Raw genomic sequence first — 18,729 nt, 5'->3', positions numbered from 1 at the left:
GGCTGGGCTTAGTCCGTCCAGACGATGTCGAGTTCTTCGCGGAAGGCGAAGCGCTTCAGATGATCGTCGATGACGTGCTGCATCCTTTCCTGTTGCGAGGGATCGGCGACGGAAAGCGTCATGGTCAGAGCCGCATCGTCGGCCGCAAACGTCACCTCGGCCGTATCGCTGAACGGCACCCGCCCCTTCAGAGGATCAAAATCGACGCTGAACTTGTGGCTCCAGTGTTTGCAGAGCTGCTGCAGGTAGCGGCTTGCATGTTCGGTCCGCACGATGGCCTTCGAGAGATGCATTTCGAACTCCACGTCATCTTGACTAAAGCATGTCGCGCAAGAGTGTGTAGCGGTTTTGCGATAACGACATGCGGCGAAATAAAAAACTAAAGCGCGAGGAGCGAAGCTGAAAGATTGCGACACGCTTTAGCGCAGTCATATTTCCTGCTTCACCGGCTTGGCAAGCGCAGCATCGTCGCAGTTTGGGTGTACAGACTGTCTTCATAAAAGCGGCCTCACGCCGGCGTCGAAGCAGGATAATGAACCGTTTTAGTCAATTGGTCGGGGAGTTGTGCATGCTGGTGAACGGAAAGTGGACGGAAGACTGGCAGCCCGTTCAGGCAAAGGACGAGAAGGGCGGCTTTGTCCGTCAGACCTCGAGTTTCCGCAATTGGGTAACCCCGGATGGCAGCGCCGGGCCGACGGGSGAAGCTGGCTTCGAAGCCAGCGCCGGCCGTTACCATCTCTATGTCGCCTATATCTGCCCCTGGGCCTCGCGCACCCTGATCGGCCGCAAGCTCAAGGGCCTGGAAGATGTCATCTCCGTCTCGGTCGCTGAACCGCTGCTGGGCAAGCAGGGCTGGCGCTTCGGTGATTATCCTGGCGCGACGGAGGATCACGTCAACGGCGTAACCTATATGCATGAAATCTATACCAGGGCGGCGCCGGATTTCACCGGCCGGGCCACCGTGCCGGTTCTCTGGGACAAGCAGAGAAACACCATCGTCAACAATGAATCCGCCGATATCCTGCGCATGCTGAACGGCGGCTTTGGCGCCCTGGCAAAAAGTCCGATCGATCTTTACCCGGCGGAGAGGCGCACCGAGATCGATGCTTTCAACGACCGCATCTATCCCGATCTCAACAACGGCGTCTACCGCGCCGGTTTCGCCACCACGCAGGTCGCCTACGAAGAAGCCTTTGCCGATGTCTTTTCCTGCCTCGACTGGGTCGAGCAGCAGTTCGAGGGCCGGTCTTTTCTCTTAGCCGATCATCCCACCGAGAGCGATATCCGGCTTTTCGTGACGTTGGTGCGCTTCGACGTCGCCTATCACGGCATCTTCAAATGCAATCTGCGCCGGCTTTCCGACTATGCCAAGCTGCGCGCCTTCTGCCGCCGCATGCTGGATTGGCCGGGCATCGCCGAAACGGTGAACCTCGATCACATCAAGCGCGGCTACTATTCGATCGAAAGCCTCAATCCGACGAAGATCGTTCCCGTCGGCCCTGATCTGGCGGAAATTTTTAGAGCTTGATGCCGAAAGATACGGGCGGTTTTCGGCAGAAAATCACCCAAATCGCGGAAAAGCCGTACCGCTTCCCGGCAAAGCCGTAATGACACCGATGAATAATTCGTTCATAGGTGGTTGCAAATCCGTTTTCGATGAGGAGGAATTCCATGAAGCTGATGCGTGTTGGCGAAGCAGGCAGTGAAAAACCCGCACTTCTCGATGCCGATGGCAAGATCCGCGATCTCTCCGGTCATGTCGCCGATATCGGCGGCGAAGCGATCACACCTGCCGGCCTTGCAAAGATAGCGGCCATCGATCCGAAGAGCCTTCCGGAAATCGCGCCCGGCCGCATTGGCGCCTGCGTCGCGGGCACTGGCAAGTTCATCTGCATCGGCTTGAATTATTCGGATCATGCTGCCGAAACCGGTGCGACCGTGCCGCCCGAGCCGATCATCTTCATGAAAGCAACATCCGCAATCGTTGGACCGAACGACAATGTCATCATTCCCCGCGGTTCGGAAAAGACCGATTGGGAAGTCGAGCTCGGCGTCGTCATCGGCAAAACCGCCAAATATGTGACAGAAGCCGAAGCGCTGGATTATGTCGCCGGTTATTGCGTCTCCAATGACGTTTCCGAGCGCGCTTTCCAGACCGAGCGCTCCGGTCAATGGACCAAGGGCAAATCCTGCGACACCTTTGGCCCGATCGGCCCCTGGCTCGTGACCAAGGATGAAATTCCGGAACCGCAGAACCTCGGCATGTGGCTGACGGTCAACGGCCAGAAGATGCAGAACGGCTCATCGAAGACGATGGTTTACGGGGTTGCGTTCCTCGTCTCCTATCTTAGCCAGTTCATGTCGCTGCATGCCGGTGACGTGATCTCGACCGGCACGCCTCCGGGCGTCGGCATGGGCCTCAAGCCGCCGCGTTATCTCAAGGCGGGAGACGTGGTCGAACTCAGCATCGAAGGTCTCGGCACGCAGAAGCAGACCTTCGTAGCGGATCGTTAACGACGCTTCTTGCTGAGAAACTTAAGTTTTCAGCTCGATTATGATGCCGGAGGTCAAYTCTCCGGCATTTCTTGTGTGGGTTTGGTTCGTCCATGTTGCTGTGCAACAGAAACCTGTTAGTCTGCGTTACGTGCCCGCATTACGGAAAGACTCGATGCCTCTCAATCAGCGTCATCTTTTCGATAGAGAAAGGTGGCGCCTTCCATGTTTTATCAGCTTTATGAATTGAACCATGCCGCCATGGCGCCGTTTCGCGCCGCGGCCGATATCATGCGATTTGCCTATGCCAATCCGCTGAACCCGTTCTCCCATACGCCATTCGGCCGGACGATGGCGGCAAGCCTCGAAATGTTCGAACGCACGACACGCCGCTACGGGAAGCCGGAATTCGGACTGAAGCAGACGACGATCGGTGACCGGACGGTGTCCGTCCGCGAAGAGGTCGTCTGGTCGCGACCCTTCTGCAATCTCCTGCATTTCGCGCGCAGTGTTCCCGCCGCGCGCGGCAATGATCCGCGCATCCTGATTGTCGCGCCGATGTCCGGCCACTATGCCACGCTGCTGCGCGGCACGGTCGAGGCGCTGCTGCCGAGTGCGGATATCTACATCACCGACTGGATCGACGCCCGCATGGTGCCGATGACGGAAGGCACGTTCGATTTCGACGATTACGTCGACTATGTCATCGAGATGCTGCATTTCCTCGGTCACGACACCCATGTCATCGCCGTCTGTCAGCCTTCTGTTCCGGTGCTGGCAGCCGCTGCGGTGATGGAAGAAGCCAGGGATCCGCTTTCGCCGGCGTCGATGACGCTGATGGGCGGCCCGATCGACACGCGCATCAACCCGACGGCAGTCAATAAGCTCGCCCAGGAGCGATCGCTGCAGTGGTTCTCCGACAATGTCATCATGAACGTGCCCTGGCCGCAGCCGGGCTTCATGCGCCCGGTCTATCCGGGATTCCTGCAGCTCTCGGGCTTCATGTCGATGAATCTCGATCGCCACCTCGTCGCGCACAAGGAATTCTTCATGCATCTCGTGAAGAACGACGGCGAGCCGGAAAGACATCGCGATTTCTACGACGAATATCTCGCCGTTATGGATCTGACCGCCGAATTCTATCTGCAGACGGTGGAGGAGGTCTTCATCAAGCATTCACTGCCGAAGGGCGAACTGATGCATCGCGGCAAACGCGTTGATCCGGCGGCAATTCGCAATGTGGCGCTTCTGACCGTCGAAGGTGAGAATGACGATATCTCCGGGGTCGGGCAGACAAAGGCGGCTCAGACCATCTGCGTGAACATTCCCGAAGATATGCGCATGCACTATCTTCAGCCGGATGTCGGCCATTATGGTGTTTTCAATGGTTCGCGTTTCCGCCGCGAGATCGCGCCGCGCATCATCGATTTCGTCCGCCAGCATTCGCGTTCTGCCATTAAGCCTCCGGTCCCGCGTGTCATCAAGGGCGGCCGGGCGGGCTGAATCAGGGATAGCTGAATTAGCAAAACGGATTCAAGGCCTTGTCCGATTTCGCGGGCAATCGTCTTGAAGGCGGTTATTGTGGTAACCACATCGATTTCAGCGTTCGGTATTCTGCCGGGCGCGGAAAGCGAGGGATACCCGCACGATGAACCAGTCAGCATTGCTTCGACCGGATTGGACTCCGGCTACCATTGCCCTGATGATTCTCGGCTTCATGGTTTTCTGGCCTCTGGGTCTTGCCATGCTTGCCTACATCATCTTCGGCGACCGTCTGCGCGGCTTCAAGCGTGACGTCAACCAGGCGACCGATGGCTTCTTTGCCTCCTGCCGCCGCCCGCATGGCCGTCACCGCCCGCACTTCTCGACCGGCAACGTCGCCTTTGACGACTGGCGCAAGGCCGAACTCGACCGGATGGAGGAAGAGCGCCGCAAGCTTGACGAAATGCGCGAGGAATTCGACTCCTATCTGCGTGAGCTCCGCCGCGCCAAGGATCAGGAAGAGTTCGACCGTTTCATGCGCGACCGCAGGAACGCCAAGCGCGATGATAACGGCCCGGTCGCTGAATACCAGACGCCGTAAACACCTGAACGATGAATTGATGACCGGCATCTCGCGATGCCGGTTTTTCCATGTCCGCCCTTCCGACGATCATTTAGATCTGCCGGCGAATCGTATAGAAAACACGCATGTTCTCGCTTCTGAAAACAAGGTCGAAGGCGCGAAAGCCGGCTCCGCCCGAAATGCGGACGCTCGACGTCGCTGGCCGGCTCATGCCGCTGACGATCAAGCAGCATGACCGGGCGACACGCATCACGCTGCGCATCGAACCGGGTGGCCGCGCCTTGAAGATGACGGTGCCGAAAGGCCTTGCGGCGCGTGAGGTTAATGCCTTCCTCGATCGTCACCAGGGTTGGCTCCTCACCAAGCTTGCGAAGTTTTCGACCGATGCCGGCCTGCGTGACGGCGCCGAAATCCTTGTTCGCGGCGTTTCCCATCGCATTCAGCATAGCGGCAGCTTGCGCGGGCTGACCGAGGCGGTGTCCATAGATGGCAGGGCGGTGCTGCGCGTCAGCGGCATGCCGGAACATGTCGGACGGCGCATTGCGGCCTTTCTCAAGAAGGAGGCGCGCTCCGATCTCGCAAGACTGGCGACGATGCATGCCGCAACGATCCGGGCGCCGATCCGCTCGATCTCGATGAAGGATACACGCAGCCGGTGGGGCTCGTGCTCGTCGGAAGGAAATCTGAGCTTTTCCTGGCGTATCGTCATGGCGCCACCTTCGGTGATCGATTATCTCGCCGCCCATGAGGTCGCCCATCTCAAGGAAATGAACCACGGTCCGCACTTCTGGGCCCTCTGCCGTAAGCTTTGCCCCGGTATGGAGGAGGCGAAGTCCTGGCTCAAACGGCATGGAAGCCAGCTGCATGCCATCGATTTCGACTAGCGCACAACCCGAAAACCGGAATCGATTTTTCGGAAAGGATTATGCGCAGATTTAAAGTGATAGAGCGTCCCTAGCGCGTCGTTTGGACGCGCGGCGCTCTAGCCGAGAGCCGCGCTAAATTCAGTGTCCGTCGCAAATTGGCTCGACTCTTTCCGCATTTCGTGTCACTTCGCTGCCATGAGACCGGATATCAAGATCTGTGGCTTGAAGACGCCCGACGCAGTCGATCGCGCGCTGAAACGCGGCGCGACCCATATCGGTTTTATCTTCTTCGAAAAGAGCCCGCGCTATATCGAGCCGGACCTGGCGGCAAAGCTTGCCGAACCTGCGCGTGGCAAGGCGAAAATCGTCGCCGTCGTCGTCGATCCGACCAATGACGAACTCGACGAGATCGTGTCGTTGTTGAAGCCGGATATGCTACAGCTTCACGGCAACGAGAGCCCCGAACATGTGCTGACCATAAAGGCGGTCTATGGTCTGCCCGTGATGAAGGCCTTTTCGGTCCGCACGGCAGACGACCTGAAGCGCGTCGAGGCCTATATCGGCATCGCCGACCGTTTCCTCTTTGACGCCAAAGCGCCGAAGGGTTCGGAACTGCCTGRCGGCAACGGTATTTCCTTCGATTGGAGCCTTCTCAGCTGGCTTGACGGCAACGTCGACTACATGCTTTCCGGCGGGCTGAACAAGGACAATGTCGCAGAAGCGCTTTTCATCACCAAGGCACCGGGTATCGACGTCTCGTCGGGAGTCGAAACTGCGCCTGGCGTGAAGAGCGTCGCGAAGATCGATGAATTTTTTGACGCGGTCGAAAAGGCGAATGCGCCGATGATGGCCTCAGGGAGTTGAGAGTGAACGAGACGCCTAAACCGAATTCCTTCCGTTCCGGCCCCGATGAAGATGGCCGTTTCGGCATTTATGGCGGTCGTTTCGTCGCCGAAACATTGATGCCGCTGATCCTTGATCTGCAGGACGAGTGGAACAGGGCAAAGAACGATCCGGCATTCCAGGCCGAATTGAAGCATCTCGGCGCGCATTATATCGGCCGCCCGAGCCCGCTCTATTTCGCCGAGCGGCTGACGGCCGAACTCGGCGGCGCGAAGATCTATTTCAAGCGCGAGGAGCTGAACCATACCGGCTCGCACAAGATCAACAACTGCATCGGCCAGATCCTGCTCGCCAAGCGCATGGGCAAGACCCGCATCATCGCCGAAACCGGTGCCGGCCAGCACGGCGTCGCCTCCGCAACCGTTGCCGCCCGCTTTGGCCTTCCCTGCGTCGTCTATATGGGCGCCACCGACGTCGAGCGTCAGGCGCCGAACGTTTTCCGCATGAAGCTGCTCGGCGCGGAGGTCAAACCGGTCACGGCAGGCAGCGGCACGCTGAAGGACGCCATGAACGAGGCGCTTCGCGACTGGGTCACCAATGTCGAGGATACCTATTACCTGATCGGAACGGCAGCCGGTCCGCATCCCTATCCGGAGATGGTCCGCGATTTCCAGTCGGTGATCGGTATCGAAGCGAAAGAGCAGATGCTGGCAGCCGAAGGCCGCTTGCCGGATCTCGTCATCGCTGCCGTCGGCGGCGGCTCGAACGCCATCGGCATTTTCCATCCTTTCCTGGATGATCCCTCTGTGAAGATCGTCGGCGTCGAAGCCGGCGGCAAGGGTCTGCAGGGCGACGAAAATTGCGCCTCGATCACCGCCGGTTCGCCCGGCGTGCTTCACGGCAACCGCACCTATCTGCTGCAGGATGGTGACGGTCAGATCAAGGAAGGCCATTCGATCTCGGCCGGTCTCGATTATCCCGGCATCGGCCCCGAACATTCCTGGCTGAACGATACCGGCCGCGTCGACTATGTGCCGATCATGGATCACGAAGCGCTCGAGGCTTTCCAGACGCTGACCCGCCTCGAAGGCATCATCCCGGCGCTCGAGCCCTCGCATGCCATTGCTGAGGTGATCAAACGCGCACCGATGATGGACAAGGACGAGATCATCCTGATGAACCTCTCCGGGCGCGGCGACAAGGATATCTTTACCGTCGGCAAGATTCTCGGAATGGGACTGTAAGACATGACCGCACGCATGGACAAACGCTTTGCCGAGCTGAAGGCCGAGGGCCGTCCGGCGCTTGTGACCTATTTCATGGGCGGCGATCCTGATTATGACACCTCGCTCGGCATCATGAAGGCGCTGCCGGAGGCGGGCTCCGACATCATCGAGCTCGGCATGCCCTTTTCCGATCCGATGGCCGACGGCCCGGCGATCCAGCTGGCCGGCCAGCGCGCCTTGAAAGGCGGCCAGACGCTGAAGAAGACGCTGCAGCTGGCGGCCGATTTCCGCAAAACCAACGATGCGACGCCGATCGTGATGATGGGTTACTACAACCCGATCTATATTTATGGCGTCGAGAAATTCCTCGATGACGCGCTCGCCGCCGGCATCGACGGCCTGATCGTCGTCGACCTGCCGCCCGAGATGGATGACGAACTTTGCATTCCGGCCATCCGCAAAGGCATCAATTTCATCCGCCTGGCGACGCCGACGACCGATGAGAAGCGCCTGCCGAAGGTACTGAAGAACACCTCCGGCTTCGTCTACTACGTCTCGATGAACGGCATCACCGGTTCGGCGCTGCCTGATCCGTCGCTGGTTTCGGGCGCTGTCGCCCGCATCAAGCAGCATACCAGCCTGCCCGTCTGCGTCGGCTTTGGCGTCAAGACGGCGGAACATGCAAAGGTCATTGGCGGTTCGGCCGACGGCGTCGTCGTCGGTACCGCGATCGTCAATCAGGTCGCGACCAGCTTGACGAATGACGGAAAGGCAACGGCGGATACCGTTCAGGCCGTTGCCACGCTGGTGCGTGGCCTTTCCACAGGAACACGTTCGGCGCGCCTTGTTGCTGCCGAATAGTTTGCCCACATTGGCGCTAAAGCATGTCGCGCAAAGGTGTGCAGCGGTTTTGCGGCAACGACATGCGGGAAACCAAAGACCTAAAAGCGTGGCAAGCAAATCTGAAAGATCGCGACGCGCTTTTGTCAATCAGGAGTATTCGAGTTGAACTGGATCACCAACTACGTTCGCCCGCGGATCAATTCCATGCTGGGCCGTCGCGAAGTGCCGGAGAACCTCTGGATCAAGTGCCCGGAAACGGGCGAGATGGTCTTCCACAAGGACCTGGAAGGCAACAAATGGGTCATTCCAGCGTCCGGTTATCACATGAAGATGCCGGCCAAGGCCCGGCTGGCCGATCTCTTCGACAATGGCGAGTTCGAATCGCTGCCGCAGCCGAAGGTCGCGCAGGACCCGCTGAAGTTCCGCGATTCGAAGAAATATAGCGATCGCCTGCGTGACAGCCGCCTGAAGACCGAACAGGAGGATACGATCCTCGCCGGTGTCGGAAAGGTGCAGGGACTGAAACTCGTGGCCGTCGTGCATGAATTCAACTTTATCGGTGGTTCGCTCGGCATGGCCGCCGGCGAGGCGATCGTTAAGGCTTTTGAGCGTGCGACGTCTGAAAAGTGCCCGCTGGTGATGTTCCCCGCTTCCGGCGGCGCGCGCATGCAGGAAGGCATCCTGTCGCTGATGCAGTTGCCGCGCACGACGGTTGCCGTCGACATGCTCAAGGAATCCGGCCAGCCCTATATCGTCGTGCTGACCAATCCGACGACCGGTGGCGTCACGGCCTCCTATGCCATGCTTGGCGATATTCATCTGGCAGAACCCGGCGCCGAAATCGGCTTTGCCGGCAAGCGCGTGATCGAGCAGACGTTGCGTGAAAAACTGCCCGAAGGCTTCCAGACCTCCGAATATCTGCTGGAGCATGGTATGGTCGATATGGTCGTTAAACGTCACGATATTCCGGAAACGCTGGCGCGCCTCTTGAAGATCCTGACGAAGAAGCCGGTTTCTGCGGCGAACGACATGAATGGCGGCGCGATTGCTCTAGCGGCGAGCGCCTGATAACCGACAAGCAGGCGGGGTGCCGAATTGATACCCAGAGGCCAAACCGCGGTGAGTGAGGCAGCACAGGAGATCGACAAGCTTATGGGATTGCATCCCAAGGGCTTTGATCTGTCTCTCGATCGCATCACTCGCCTTCTCGATGTGCTCGGCAATCCGCACAGGAAGCTGCCGCCGGTGATCCATGTCGCCGGCACCAATGGCAAGGGGTCTGTCACCGCCTTCTGCCGCGCCCTGCTCGAAGCCGGCGGCTACAGCGCCCATGTCCACACCTCGCCGCATCTCGTCAATTGGCACGAGCGTTATCGCATTGGCGTCAAGGGCGGACGCGGGCAGCTTGTGGACGACGCCGTTTTTGCCGAGGCCGTGCGTCGCGTGGCCGATGCCAATGCAGGACAACACATTACCGTCTTCGAAATCCTGACTGCGGTCACCTTCATCCTGTTTTCCGAACATCCGGCCGATGCCGCGATCATCGAAGTCGGTCTCGGCGGCCGGTTCGACGCCACGAATGTCATTTCCGATCCGGGCGTCTCGGTCATCATGCCGATTTCGCTGGATCACCAGCCCTATCTCGGCGACAGGGTCGAGCTGATCGCAGCCGAAAAGGCCGGCATCATGAAGCCGGGATTTCCCGTTGTCATCGGTCATCAGGAATATGACGCAGCACTCGACGTGCTGATGTCGACGGCCGAGCGGCTGCATTGCCCGAGCGCGGTCTTCGGGCAGGATTTCATGGCGCATGAGGAATATGGCCGGCTCGTCTACCAGGACGAATTCGGGCTTGCCGACCTGCCGCTGCCGCGCCTTCCCGGCCGGCATCAATATGCCAATGCCGCCGCCGCCATTCGTGCCGTCAAGGCGGCGGGTTTCACGGTCACCGAGACGATGATGGAAAAGGCGATGAGTTCGGTCGAATGGCCGGGCCGGCTGCAGCGTCTGAGCGAGGGCCGGCTGCTGTCGCATGCGCCCGCCGGCGCCGAGATCTGGATCGATGGCGGACACAATCCCGGTGCAGGCGAGGTGATCGCCGAAGCCATGGCCAATTTCGAGGAACGCCAGTCTCGGCCGCTTTTCCTGATTACCGGCATGATCAACACCAAGGATCCGGTCGGCTATTTCAAGGCCTTTACCGGCCTGGTCGAGAAAGTTTTCTGCGTGCCGATCCGCGGCAGCGAAGCGATGATCGACCCCGTGATATTGTCGAATGCCGCTTATGATGCCGGTTTGGTTGCCGAACCGATGTTGACGGTCGGCGATGCGCTGGAAGCAATAAAAGCCGTTCTCGATCCAGAGGCTTTGCCGCCGCGCATTTTGGTCGGCGGCTCTCTCTATCTTGTCGGCGATGTCCTCGCCGACAACGGCACGCCCCCGAAATGAAGGCGGTAAGATGAAAAAAAGCCCGGTCGAACCGGGCTTTTTTCATTGTGATGCAAATTGATGATATCAATCAGGCAGCGTTCGAAATCCAGTTCGAAAGGGCCGTCTTCGGCTTTGCGCCAACCGAGATGTCGGCAACTTCGCCGCCCTTGAAGATCGCAAGCGTGGGAATGGAGCGCACACCGAACTGTGCAGCGAGTTCCGGGTTCTCATCGATATTCAGCTTGGCCACCTTGACCTTGCCTTCCATCTCGACGGCGATTTCTTCGAGGCTCGGAGCAATCATCTTGCACGGGCCGCACCATTCAGCCCAGAAATCGACGACGACGGGTTCTGCGGATTCCAGAACTTCTGACTGGAAGTTATTGATATCGACTTTCACGGTAGCCATGGGCTGCTCCTTTAACCGAATTGGGTGTTGAACCACATGTGATGGTGCGGTGCCGAATTTTCAATGTCCGGTATTTCACTTTGTCTTGACCGCTGCAAGCGCCAAACCGAGCGCCTTTTCGCTCAGTGTGAAGAGCGAGGCGTTCTCGGTATAGACAAGCATGCAATCGATACGCTTCTCAGGATAGAGCGGCGCCAGGATCTCGCGATAGATCGCCAGCTGCGCCCGGTGCGCGAAGGGGATGGTCTCTTCTGTTGTCGGCGGCACCCGATTGGTCTTGTAGTCGAGAATGACGACGCGATCGGTAAGGACGGCAAGCCGATCGATACGGCCGGAGACAGCATAGCGCCTGTCTTCCAGCGTCAATGTTCCCATGATCGAGACCTCTGGCTGGGCCTGCGCACCGAGGACGACCTGCAGACCCTCCTCGTCCAATAGTTTCAGAACCGAATCGACAAGCTTGCGCCGTTCCGCTTCCGGCCAGAATCGCGCCGCTCGTTCTGCATAGCGGCTTGCCGCATCAGGCCGTTCGCCAAGTGGAATTTCGGGAAGCGCCTGCAGCATGCGATGGATCAGCCTGCCCTTCTCCAGTGAACGATCGCTGCGCTCCTTCTCGCCGAACAGCGGCGAAATGACGAGCAGACTGCCCTCGTCTTCATCGACGATCGTCCCGGCACCGGAAGGGCTGAGCGGCCGAGGCAGCTCAGCCTGCGGCGGCAATGGCCGCAACAGGCCGTCCGGCAAGGTCTCCTCGCTGTCGCGCTCTTCGTTGCGATCGGTACGCTCGAAGCTTCGTTCTACCCGCGGCACGCGCCATTTGATGCCCGGCCATTCACCATCGGGGCCGGAGAATGTGGTCGCCTCCACATGCGGATGGTCGTCGTGCAGTGCCGTCGAAATCATCATATGCCAGGTGTCGTTGTTCACCCGCACGCCACGATAGCCGCAGACGACCAGCCGGTCGGCCGCGCGCGTCATGGCGACATAGAGCAGCCGGCGATATTCTTCTTCCGCCAGCATCTGGATACGCGCCGCATCGTCCTGGGTCAGCGAATTGGCGAGATCGGAGACAGGAACCCAGACGGGCATCGACGGCTCGTCGGGGCCGGTCTCGATCAGGCGAAGCTTCGGCAGATGGGTATGGGTGAAGGCCTTCGAACCGCCGTCGACGAGGAAAACGATCGGTGCTTCAAGACCCTTGGAGGCATGCACCGTCATGATCCGCACCTCGTTGCGCCCCTTATCCTGCTCGCGTTTCATCACGGGTGCTTCGAGCTCCAGCGTCGAGATGAAGGATTGCAGACCGGGAAGACCGGAGCTCTCGTGGTCGAGCGTGAAGGTCAGGAATTCGTCGAGAATATCGCTGACCTCGGTGCCGAGACGGGCAAGGAATTGCCGCCGTCCGCCATAACTACCCAGCACGCGCRCATAGAAATCATGGACCGACAGGCTCCTGGATTGCCGGAGAAACAGCTCCAGCCTCTCGACGGCAGCACGGAAACGTTCGGTGCCGTCGGCGGCGAAGCTTTTGAGATGGCTCCAGACGCTCTGATTGTCGCCGCGCAATGCGGCGATCGCAAAGATGTCGTCTTCGGAGAGATCGAAAAGCGGGCTCTTGAGCACGGCGGCGAGCGACAGGTCGTCTTCCGGCAGAAGCAGGAAACGACCGAGCGCCAGCAGATCCTGCACGGCGATATGGCTGGTCAGCACCAGCCTGTCCGCACCGGCGACCGGAATATCGCCGCGGCGTTTCAGCGCCCGCGTCAACGCATTGACGAAGGCGTCGCGCTTGCGCACCAGCACCAGGATGTCGCCGGCCTCGATCAGGCGCTCCTTACCTTTGTCGACGATCGTTTCGCGGCCGACGAGCGTGCCGATCGAATGGGCGATCCGCCGCGCGAGGATTGCGGCCGGCGCGCTTTCCGGCGTCGCGTCGAAGGGCGCCGTCCAGTCTTCCTCCTTCACCACGGCTTCCGGCGCGACCATCTCCCAGAGGTCGACAGCGCCGGGATGTCCGATGCGGCTGGAACGATGCACGACCGGTTCGCCGAGCGCGCTCAGGCCGCGCGCGTTGTCGGGTGCCTTGAAAATGTGGTCGACGGCCTCGAGCACGTCGGCAGTCGAGCGGAAGGAAAGCGGCAGCCGCACCGAGGAAAAGCTCTGCCCGCTGTCGGAAACGCGCCGCCGCGTCCGGTCGCTCTCCTCGGAAAAACGCTCAGGCCGCGCCCCCTGGAAGGAATAGATCGACTGCTTTTCGTCGCCGACGGCAAAGAGGGTGCGCACGATCGGCCGGGCGCTTTCGCCGGAGAAGAAATCTTCGGCGAGCGACTGGATGACGCTCCACTGGATCGGGCTGGTATCCTGCGCCTCGTCGACGAGGATATGATCGATGCCTCGATCGAGCTTGTAGTGGATCCAGGGGCCGACGCCACTTTTCGTTAGCAGGTCGGCGGTGCGGGTGATCAGGTCCTCGAAATCGAGCTGGCTGCGCTGCTTCTTCAACTCCTCATAGTCGTGATTCAGCCGGTCGGCGAGCACGAGTGCTGCATGTGTGGCGCCGTACATCCGCATCAGTTTCAGCCGGTCGCGGCTTGTTGCGACATGCGCGCGGGCAATGGCGATGGCGCTCGCCAGCTGCGGTGCCTCGGCAAGCATGGCCTTGACGAAGAATTGCGAGTCCGCCTTGGGCTCGCCCTTCACGGTCAGAAAGATTTTCTCGAGAAACTCAGCGYGCCTTGCCTCATCGCGCTCCCGCCCAGCGAGCCTGAGGCCGTAGGCAACCTCCTGCGCCTTCGCACCGCCCTTCTGGTCGGCAAGCGAGAGATAAAGCTCCAGCGTGCCGCCCGAAAGCTCCGGCAAAGGCCAATATTGCGCTGCGATCCGGCTTTCGGTGTCACCAGCGGCGAGACCCAGCCTCTTGCGCAGGACCTTCTCCACACCGCCCTGCTGTTCAGCCGTCGCCGTGAAACGACGAATGGCGTTGCGGTTGGCGACGATGTCGCCGAGCAGGTTCTCCAGTCCGGATTCGTCGCCGAGATTGAGCACATAGGCGAATGCCTCGGCAAGCGCGCTGTCTTCCTCCGGCGCTGTTGCCGTCAGCAGCGCCCGGCGCGCATCGGAAAGCAGTGCCACCGCCGCGCGATCGTCGAGAACCGAGAAATGTCCGGCAACGTTGGCTTCCAGCGGGAACTGATGCAGCAGCGCCTCGCAAAAGGCATGGATCGTCTGGATCTTCAGTCCGCCGGGTGTCTCCAGCGCCTTGGCAAACAGCCGGCGAGCTTCGGCGAGCTTCAGTCCGTCGGGAGCCGTACCCTCGATCTGCGTGATCCGCCGGCCGAGGTCTTCATCGTCAAGCACCACCCATTCCGCCAGCCGTTCGAAGACGCGGTTCGACATTTCGGACGCCGCGGCCTTGGTATAGGTGAGGCATAAAATGGCGGAAGGCCGCGCACCAGCAAGCAGCAGCCGGATGACGCGCTGTGTCAGGACATGCGTCTTGCCGGAACCGGCATTGGCTGAGACCCATGCCGAACGCAGCGGATCAGAGGCAATCGCCTGCTGGATCGTCGTCCAGCCGATCCACGCGCCCGGATCGTCGTCGTTGGGAAGGGCGGTCACATCACTCATCACCGCCCTCTTCGGTTTCGGCCGTCGACCATTCGGAGACGCGGGCAAGATGATCGTAGTCGCCGCCGAAATCGAATTGCTGGGCCGGGATCAGCCGGGAGGTAAAACCCCTTTCGTTGGATTGCAGCAACCCCACGAATTTGACCAGCTGATCGATCGATTCGGCCGCGAGATTCATCGCCGATTTCGCCTTGTCGCTGCGGGCAGAGCTCTCGTTGTTGACCGTATCGACCTGGAAGCGGCTACCTGGACGCAGACGCACATAGAGAAGGTCCTGCGGCACGAGGCTGCCGGCATCGCGGAAGGCGCCGGCGCTCAAGGCGGCCGCTTCGAGCGCAAGCTGCGGATCGAGAAGCACGCGTGCCTGTGCCGGCGAGGGATTGTAGCCGGTCTTGTAGTCGATGATATCGGCGGCGTTCGGTCCGGTGACGTCGATCCGGTCTGCGACGCCGGTGAGCCGGATATTGATCGCCTCCAGCTCCATGCCGCCCCGCACTTCCGTCAGCGTTTTCCGGATGCCATGTCGCCGTCCGGCCTCCCATTCGAGGAAGACGCCGGCCACCGCGCGAAAGCGCGGCCGCCACACGGCATCGATATGCGGCGGCAGCTGCTCCATGTCGAAAAGCTCGGAAAGGATGCGCTCCATGGCCGCTGCCGCATCCGGCGTGCCGGCGATGTGAGCCTCGCGAATGAACCGGTCGATGATCTTGTGGTAGAGCGTTCCGCGTTCGGCCGCCCCTGGATCGCGATTGAACGGGTCGACGGGGTCGAGCCGCAGCACACGGCGGGCATAGATGGCATAGGGATCACGGCGCAGCCGGCCGACTTCGCTGAAGGAATAGGATTTTGGTTGCAGGGCCAGCGGCGGTTTCGGCGAAGGTCGCAGCGCCGGCGCCTGACCATCTCCCCGATCAATGAGACCGGCCCATTGGAGAAACCGGTTGCCGCGTCCCTTCAATTCCGCTTCGAACGCCTCTCCGCCGAGCGCCAGCAGCCGCTGCAGCCAACGCGAGGCGACGGTCGGCGTCGAACCTTGGCGCAGCGCGCGCGCATAGATCAGATGGCGCGTGCCGTTTGCCATCTCGAAATCATGCGCCAGCTGGCCGATGCGCCGCTCCGGCGGCTCCAGGCCGATCTCCGTCTTCATCATTCGCGGAATGAAGGGATTGTTGGCGGTCTGCCCCGGCCAGGTGCCTTCGTTCAGGCCGCCGAGTATCAACGTATCGACGCTCTGCAGTCGGGCTTCCAGCGTGCCGAAGATGAAGAGCCTGGGATGGCTGAGCGCCCGCGGCTTCACCGCATGACCGGCGGCAAGGGCTGCCATGATGTCGATCCATTGCGGCCCGTCGGCCTCCATCTGGCCGTCCGTGTCGATCACTTCACCGAGCAGGGCAGCGAGTGCATCTCCTGCTTCACCAGACCAGAGATCGGCGAGATTGCCTTGCGGATCGACCGCGACCGCCTCAAGCGAACGGCCGGTGCGCTCCGCCCATTCGGACAATGTGAAGCGCACTGTTCTTCCGCGATCTTCCGGCCGGTGCCGGATCAGCGCCGAAGCCAGCGGCTCGGTCGCTTGTGCGACCCGCCGGGCGAGGCCGTATGCGCCGTCGGCGGCCTCAGGCGAAAGCGCTTTTCGCCATTGCGGCGCATGCCTATCCAGGGCCTGTTCGGCAAGTTGGTGAGTGAGCAGCGGTTCCAGCGTGCTGATATCAACCTCTGCCACGCCGCCGCGCAGCGCCAGCAGCTCGAGCGCCTCGGTAGCGGAAATCAAGGCGTCGCGTTCCAGCCCGAAGCGGGCAAGCGGATGTTTGAGCAACGAGATGATCGCCACTGGATCACCCGGCCGCAGCGCTGCCTCCAGCAACAATTGCAGCAAGGTGCCCTGCGGCATGGCCGAAAGTGGCGTGCCCGCCGAATCATCGGCGAGGATGCCGAAGCGGGAAAGCTCGGCCATCACCCGCCGCGCGAGATTGCGGTCCGGAGTGATGAGTGCCGCCCGGCTTTCACCATCCTGTCCAGGTCTTTCCAACGCCAGCCGGAGTGCGATGGCAATTGCGGTTGCTTCCTCGCGCTCATTGGCGGCTTCGATCAGCGAGACATCGGAGAAGGCCGAAGACAGCGCGCCTGCCGGCAGGTCGTTCTTCCATGCTCCCCAGTCGCTGGTCGCCTCCGCCGGCGCAAGTGCCCGCGACAGGATTTCGGCGCGCCGGTCGAGATCAGCCTCCGACCTATCGAGGAGCATGACGTCGGCCCGTGTCAGCTTCAGCCGCTTAAGCAGCGACGACAGGCCATATTGCGAGTGGCTCCGGCTTGCCGGATTGGCATGTTGGCCGGGCGCCGGTTCCGGCGCGACCATCTGCCAGTGCTTCTCGGGCATGGAGAGATCGAGACCGGGAAGCACGATCACGCCTTCCGGCAGATGGGCGACGGCGGCGATGAGGTCGGCGGTGGCGGGAACGGACCCTGTCGAACCGGCGATGATGATCGGTCCGGTGGGTTTCGTCGCCGAAAGCCGGCTTGCTTCGGCCCGGAGAATGGCGTTTCTGTGCCGTGCCGGCGAGGATTTGCCGAGTTCGGACAGCCGCTCCGGCCAGAATGCGCTGGCGATCTGCAGAAATTCCGCCGTCAGCTGCCACCAGGCGGCATAGTCGCCGGTGTCGAGTTTCGACAGTTCCGCCCAGTCGAGATCCTCGGTCTCGATGGAATCGATCAGCTCCGCAAGGTTGCGGGCGAGCCAGATGGCATCCGCCGGACTTGCCGGCGCAACGAGCGGCGAGTCCGAATGGATGTGGCGGACGATCTCCGGCAGCTTGTTTCGCCAGGCAAGGATCAGGCGCGCCAGCTCCAGCAGACGGGCGGTATTCGACAGCGGCTGGGCGAGATCGATCGTTGCCGGCAGCACCTCGTCGAAATAGCCGCTATCGTCGTCGGTTTCGCCGAGTGGACGGATGACCGGCAGGATGGCTGAGCGGCCGCCGAGCAGGTCGACGAATTCCGAGCGCAGCACACGCACGGCGCGCCGGGTCGGCAGGTAGATCGTCACCTTGGCGAGCGACAGCGGATCATCGGCCTCGTGCCGGAAAAGCGGCGTCAGTCGGCCATCGCAAAGCGTCGTCGCCAGCATTTTCAAGAAGGGGAGGCCCGCCGGGATTGTCRGGATGCGTGGCTGGTGCCGCTCTGCCATGGCTCAGGCAAACGCCCGCAACCTGCGGATCGTTTCCTCCGCCTCGCCGATTGCCTCCGGCGTTCCCACAGTCAGCCAATGGCCTTCGAGCACCATGCCGAAAAGCCGTCCGCGCGCGATCGCCTTGTCGAAATAGATATTGAGGTTGAAGGCATCCTTCGGTGCATCGTCGAGCAGCGACGGGTTCATGACGATCGCTCCGGCATAGACAACGGGATTGGACGGATCGTCGCGATAACGCGTCAGCCGGCCATCGGTTGCGAGGCTGAAGTCATTCTTGCCGTTGTGACCTGTCGTATCCTCGATCCCAACGCAAAGCAGCGCCATGTCCATGCGTTCACTATCGAAGAATCCGGCTAAGCGTTGCAGGTTGGTCGGTCGCCCCGGCTGCTCGCCGATCCAGAAGAGATCGGCATTCATGACGAAGACATTGTTGCGGTTAAGTAATGTCAGGCCCTTCGCCAGCCCGCCGCCGGAATTCATCAGAGCGTCCTGCTCGTCGGAAATGATGATGTCGAGGCCGCGGTAGTTCCTGAGATGGTCGAGCATCTGATCGGCGAAGTGGTGGACGTTGACGACGGCCCGTTCGACGCCGGCCGCCACCAGTGAATCCAGCGCGTAGTCGATCATCGGCTTGCCGTCGATCTTCACCAGCGGCTTCGGGATCGTATCGGTGATCGGGCGCATGCGGGTTCCGAGACCCGCGGCCAGTACCATGGCTTGTCTGATGGTCATTCTGATCC

The 18,729-nt window shown here is 60.9% G+C and carries 15 protein-coding genes; 10 read left to right on the top strand and 5 right to left on the bottom strand.

All coding sequences use genetic code 11. From position 1 onward, the window contains the following. Nucleotides 1–8: 8 nt before the first annotated feature. Nucleotides 9–293 (bottom strand): DUF2218 domain-containing protein, encoded by a 285-nt coding sequence (locus tag AC1D1Z_RS14350; protein WP_018448416.1) that lies wholly within the window; start codon nt 291–293, stop codon nt 9–11. 275 nt (nt 294–568) lie between these two features. Between AC1D1Z_RS14350 and AC1D1Z_RS14345 the strand changes: the two genes are divergently transcribed. The 10 genes from AC1D1Z_RS14345 to AC1D1Z_RS14300 all read left to right on the top strand — a co-directional run bounded on the left by AC1D1Z_RS14345 (nt 569) and on the right by AC1D1Z_RS14300 (nt 10,784). Further along, the gene (locus AC1D1Z_RS14345) at nt 569–1,528 is read left to right on the top strand and encodes a glutathione S-transferase family protein (RefSeq protein WP_131605753.1); all 960 of its coding nucleotides are present in this window, start codon (nt 569–571) and stop codon (nt 1,526–1,528) included. A gap of 143 nt (nt 1,529–1,671) precedes the next feature. Next, entirely contained in the window at nt 1,672–2,514 is an 843-nt protein-coding gene (locus AC1D1Z_RS14340) for a fumarylacetoacetate hydrolase family protein (RefSeq protein ID WP_018448418.1), read from the top strand. 204 nt (nt 2,515–2,718) lie between these two features. Continuing rightward, nucleotides 2,719–3,996: a polyhydroxyalkanoate depolymerase gene (locus tag AC1D1Z_RS14335; RefSeq protein ID WP_018244173.1), complete on the top strand. Its 1,278-nt coding sequence runs from the start codon at nt 2,719–2,721 to the stop codon at nt 3,994–3,996. A gap of 145 nt (nt 3,997–4,141) precedes the next feature. Further along, a complete protein-coding gene (locus AC1D1Z_RS14330; RefSeq protein ID WP_017962639.1) occupies nt 4,142–4,576 on the top strand; it encodes a DUF2852 domain-containing protein in 435 nt (144 codons plus the stop codon). A 107-nt stretch (nt 4,577–4,683) separates the two neighbouring features. Further along, complete coding sequence (locus AC1D1Z_RS14325; protein WP_131605754.1) at nt 4,684–5,442, top strand: M48 family metallopeptidase; 759 nt, start codon at nt 4,684–4,686, stop codon at nt 5,440–5,442. Nucleotides 5,443–5,619: 177 nt separating this feature from the next. Then, the gene (locus tag AC1D1Z_RS14320) at nt 5,620–6,288 is read left to right on the top strand and encodes a phosphoribosylanthranilate isomerase (RefSeq protein ID WP_477850928.1); all 669 of its coding nucleotides are present in this window, start codon (nt 5,620–5,622) and stop codon (nt 6,286–6,288) included. 2 nt (nt 6,289–6,290) lie between these two features. Then, entirely contained in the window at nt 6,291–7,511 is a 1,221-nt protein-coding gene (gene trpB, locus AC1D1Z_RS14315) for a tryptophan synthase subunit beta (protein WP_477850926.1), read from the top strand. 3 nt (nt 7,512–7,514) lie between these two features. Further along, on the top strand, nt 7,515–8,354 hold the full coding sequence (gene trpA, locus AC1D1Z_RS14310; RefSeq protein ID WP_018244177.1) for a tryptophan synthase subunit alpha: 840 nt from the start codon (nt 7,515–7,517) through the stop codon (nt 8,352–8,354). A gap of 144 nt (nt 8,355–8,498) precedes the next feature. After that, nucleotides 8,499–9,404: an acetyl-CoA carboxylase, carboxyltransferase subunit beta gene (accD, locus tag AC1D1Z_RS14305; protein WP_018068910.1), complete on the top strand. Its 906-nt coding sequence runs from the start codon at nt 8,499–8,501 to the stop codon at nt 9,402–9,404. Nucleotides 9,405–9,431: 27 nt separating this feature from the next. Further along, complete coding sequence (locus tag AC1D1Z_RS14300; protein WP_205921836.1) at nt 9,432–10,784, top strand: bifunctional folylpolyglutamate synthase/dihydrofolate synthase; 1,353 nt, start codon at nt 9,432–9,434, stop codon at nt 10,782–10,784. A 70-nt stretch (nt 10,785–10,854) separates the two neighbouring features. Here AC1D1Z_RS14300 and trxA read toward each other — a convergent pair whose 3' ends face one another. The 4 genes from trxA to AC1D1Z_RS14280 form a co-directional block, all read right to left on the bottom strand. After that, nucleotides 10,855–11,175: a thioredoxin gene (trxA, locus tag AC1D1Z_RS14295; RefSeq protein WP_008528748.1), complete on the bottom strand. Its 321-nt coding sequence runs from the start codon at nt 11,173–11,175 to the stop codon at nt 10,855–10,857. Nucleotides 11,176–11,250: 75 nt separating this feature from the next. Beyond that, complete coding sequence (gene addA, locus AC1D1Z_RS14290) at nt 11,251–14,802, bottom strand: double-strand break repair helicase AddA (protein ID WP_477850922.1); 3,552 nt, start codon at nt 14,800–14,802, stop codon at nt 11,251–11,253. Further along, nucleotides 14,795–17,986, bottom strand: a complete 3,192-nt coding sequence (gene addB / locus AC1D1Z_RS14285) for a double-strand break repair protein AddB (protein ID WP_477850920.1) — start codon at nt 17,984–17,986, stop codon at nt 14,795–14,797. Before addB ends, addA begins: the two co-directional genes overlap by 8 nt. Nucleotides 17,987–17,989: 3 nt before the next feature. Next, complete coding sequence (locus AC1D1Z_RS14280) at nt 17,990–18,721, bottom strand: nucleotidyltransferase family protein (protein ID WP_018448424.1); 732 nt, start codon at nt 18,719–18,721, stop codon at nt 17,990–17,992. Between the last annotated feature and the right edge of the window lie 8 nt (nt 18,722–18,729).

It is taken from the genome of Rhizobium sp. P1_E1, assembly GCF_056406015.1.
Note: the sequence above shows the minus strand (reverse complement) of the source record. Positions and strands in the feature narration are given on the sequence as shown.

Coding starts and splice junctions, on each gene's coding strand:
- AC1D1Z_RS14350 (WP_018448416.1), bottom strand. CDS start 293: ATGCATCTCTCGAAGGCCATCGTGCGGACCGAACATGCAAGCCGCTAC.
- AC1D1Z_RS14340 (WP_018448418.1), top strand. CDS start 1,672: ATGAAGCTGATGCGTGTTGGCGAAGCAGGCAGTGAAAAACCCGCACTT.
- AC1D1Z_RS14335 (WP_018244173.1), top strand. CDS start 2,719: ATGTTTTATCAGCTTTATGAATTGAACCATGCCGCCATGGCGCCGTTT.
- AC1D1Z_RS14330 (WP_017962639.1), top strand. CDS start 4,142: ATGAACCAGTCAGCATTGCTTCGACCGGATTGGACTCCGGCTACCATT.
- AC1D1Z_RS14325 (WP_131605754.1), top strand. CDS start 4,684: ATGTTCTCGCTTCTGAAAACAAGGTCGAAGGCGCGAAAGCCGGCTCCG.
- trpA (WP_018244177.1), top strand. CDS start 7,515: ATGACCGCACGCATGGACAAACGCTTTGCCGAGCTGAAGGCCGAGGGC.
- trxA (WP_008528748.1), bottom strand. CDS start 11,175: ATGGCTACCGTGAAAGTCGATATCAATAACTTCCAGTCAGAAGTTCTG.
- AC1D1Z_RS14280 (WP_018448424.1), bottom strand. CDS start 18,721: ATGACCATCAGACAAGCCATGGTACTGGCCGCGGGTCTCGGAACCCGC.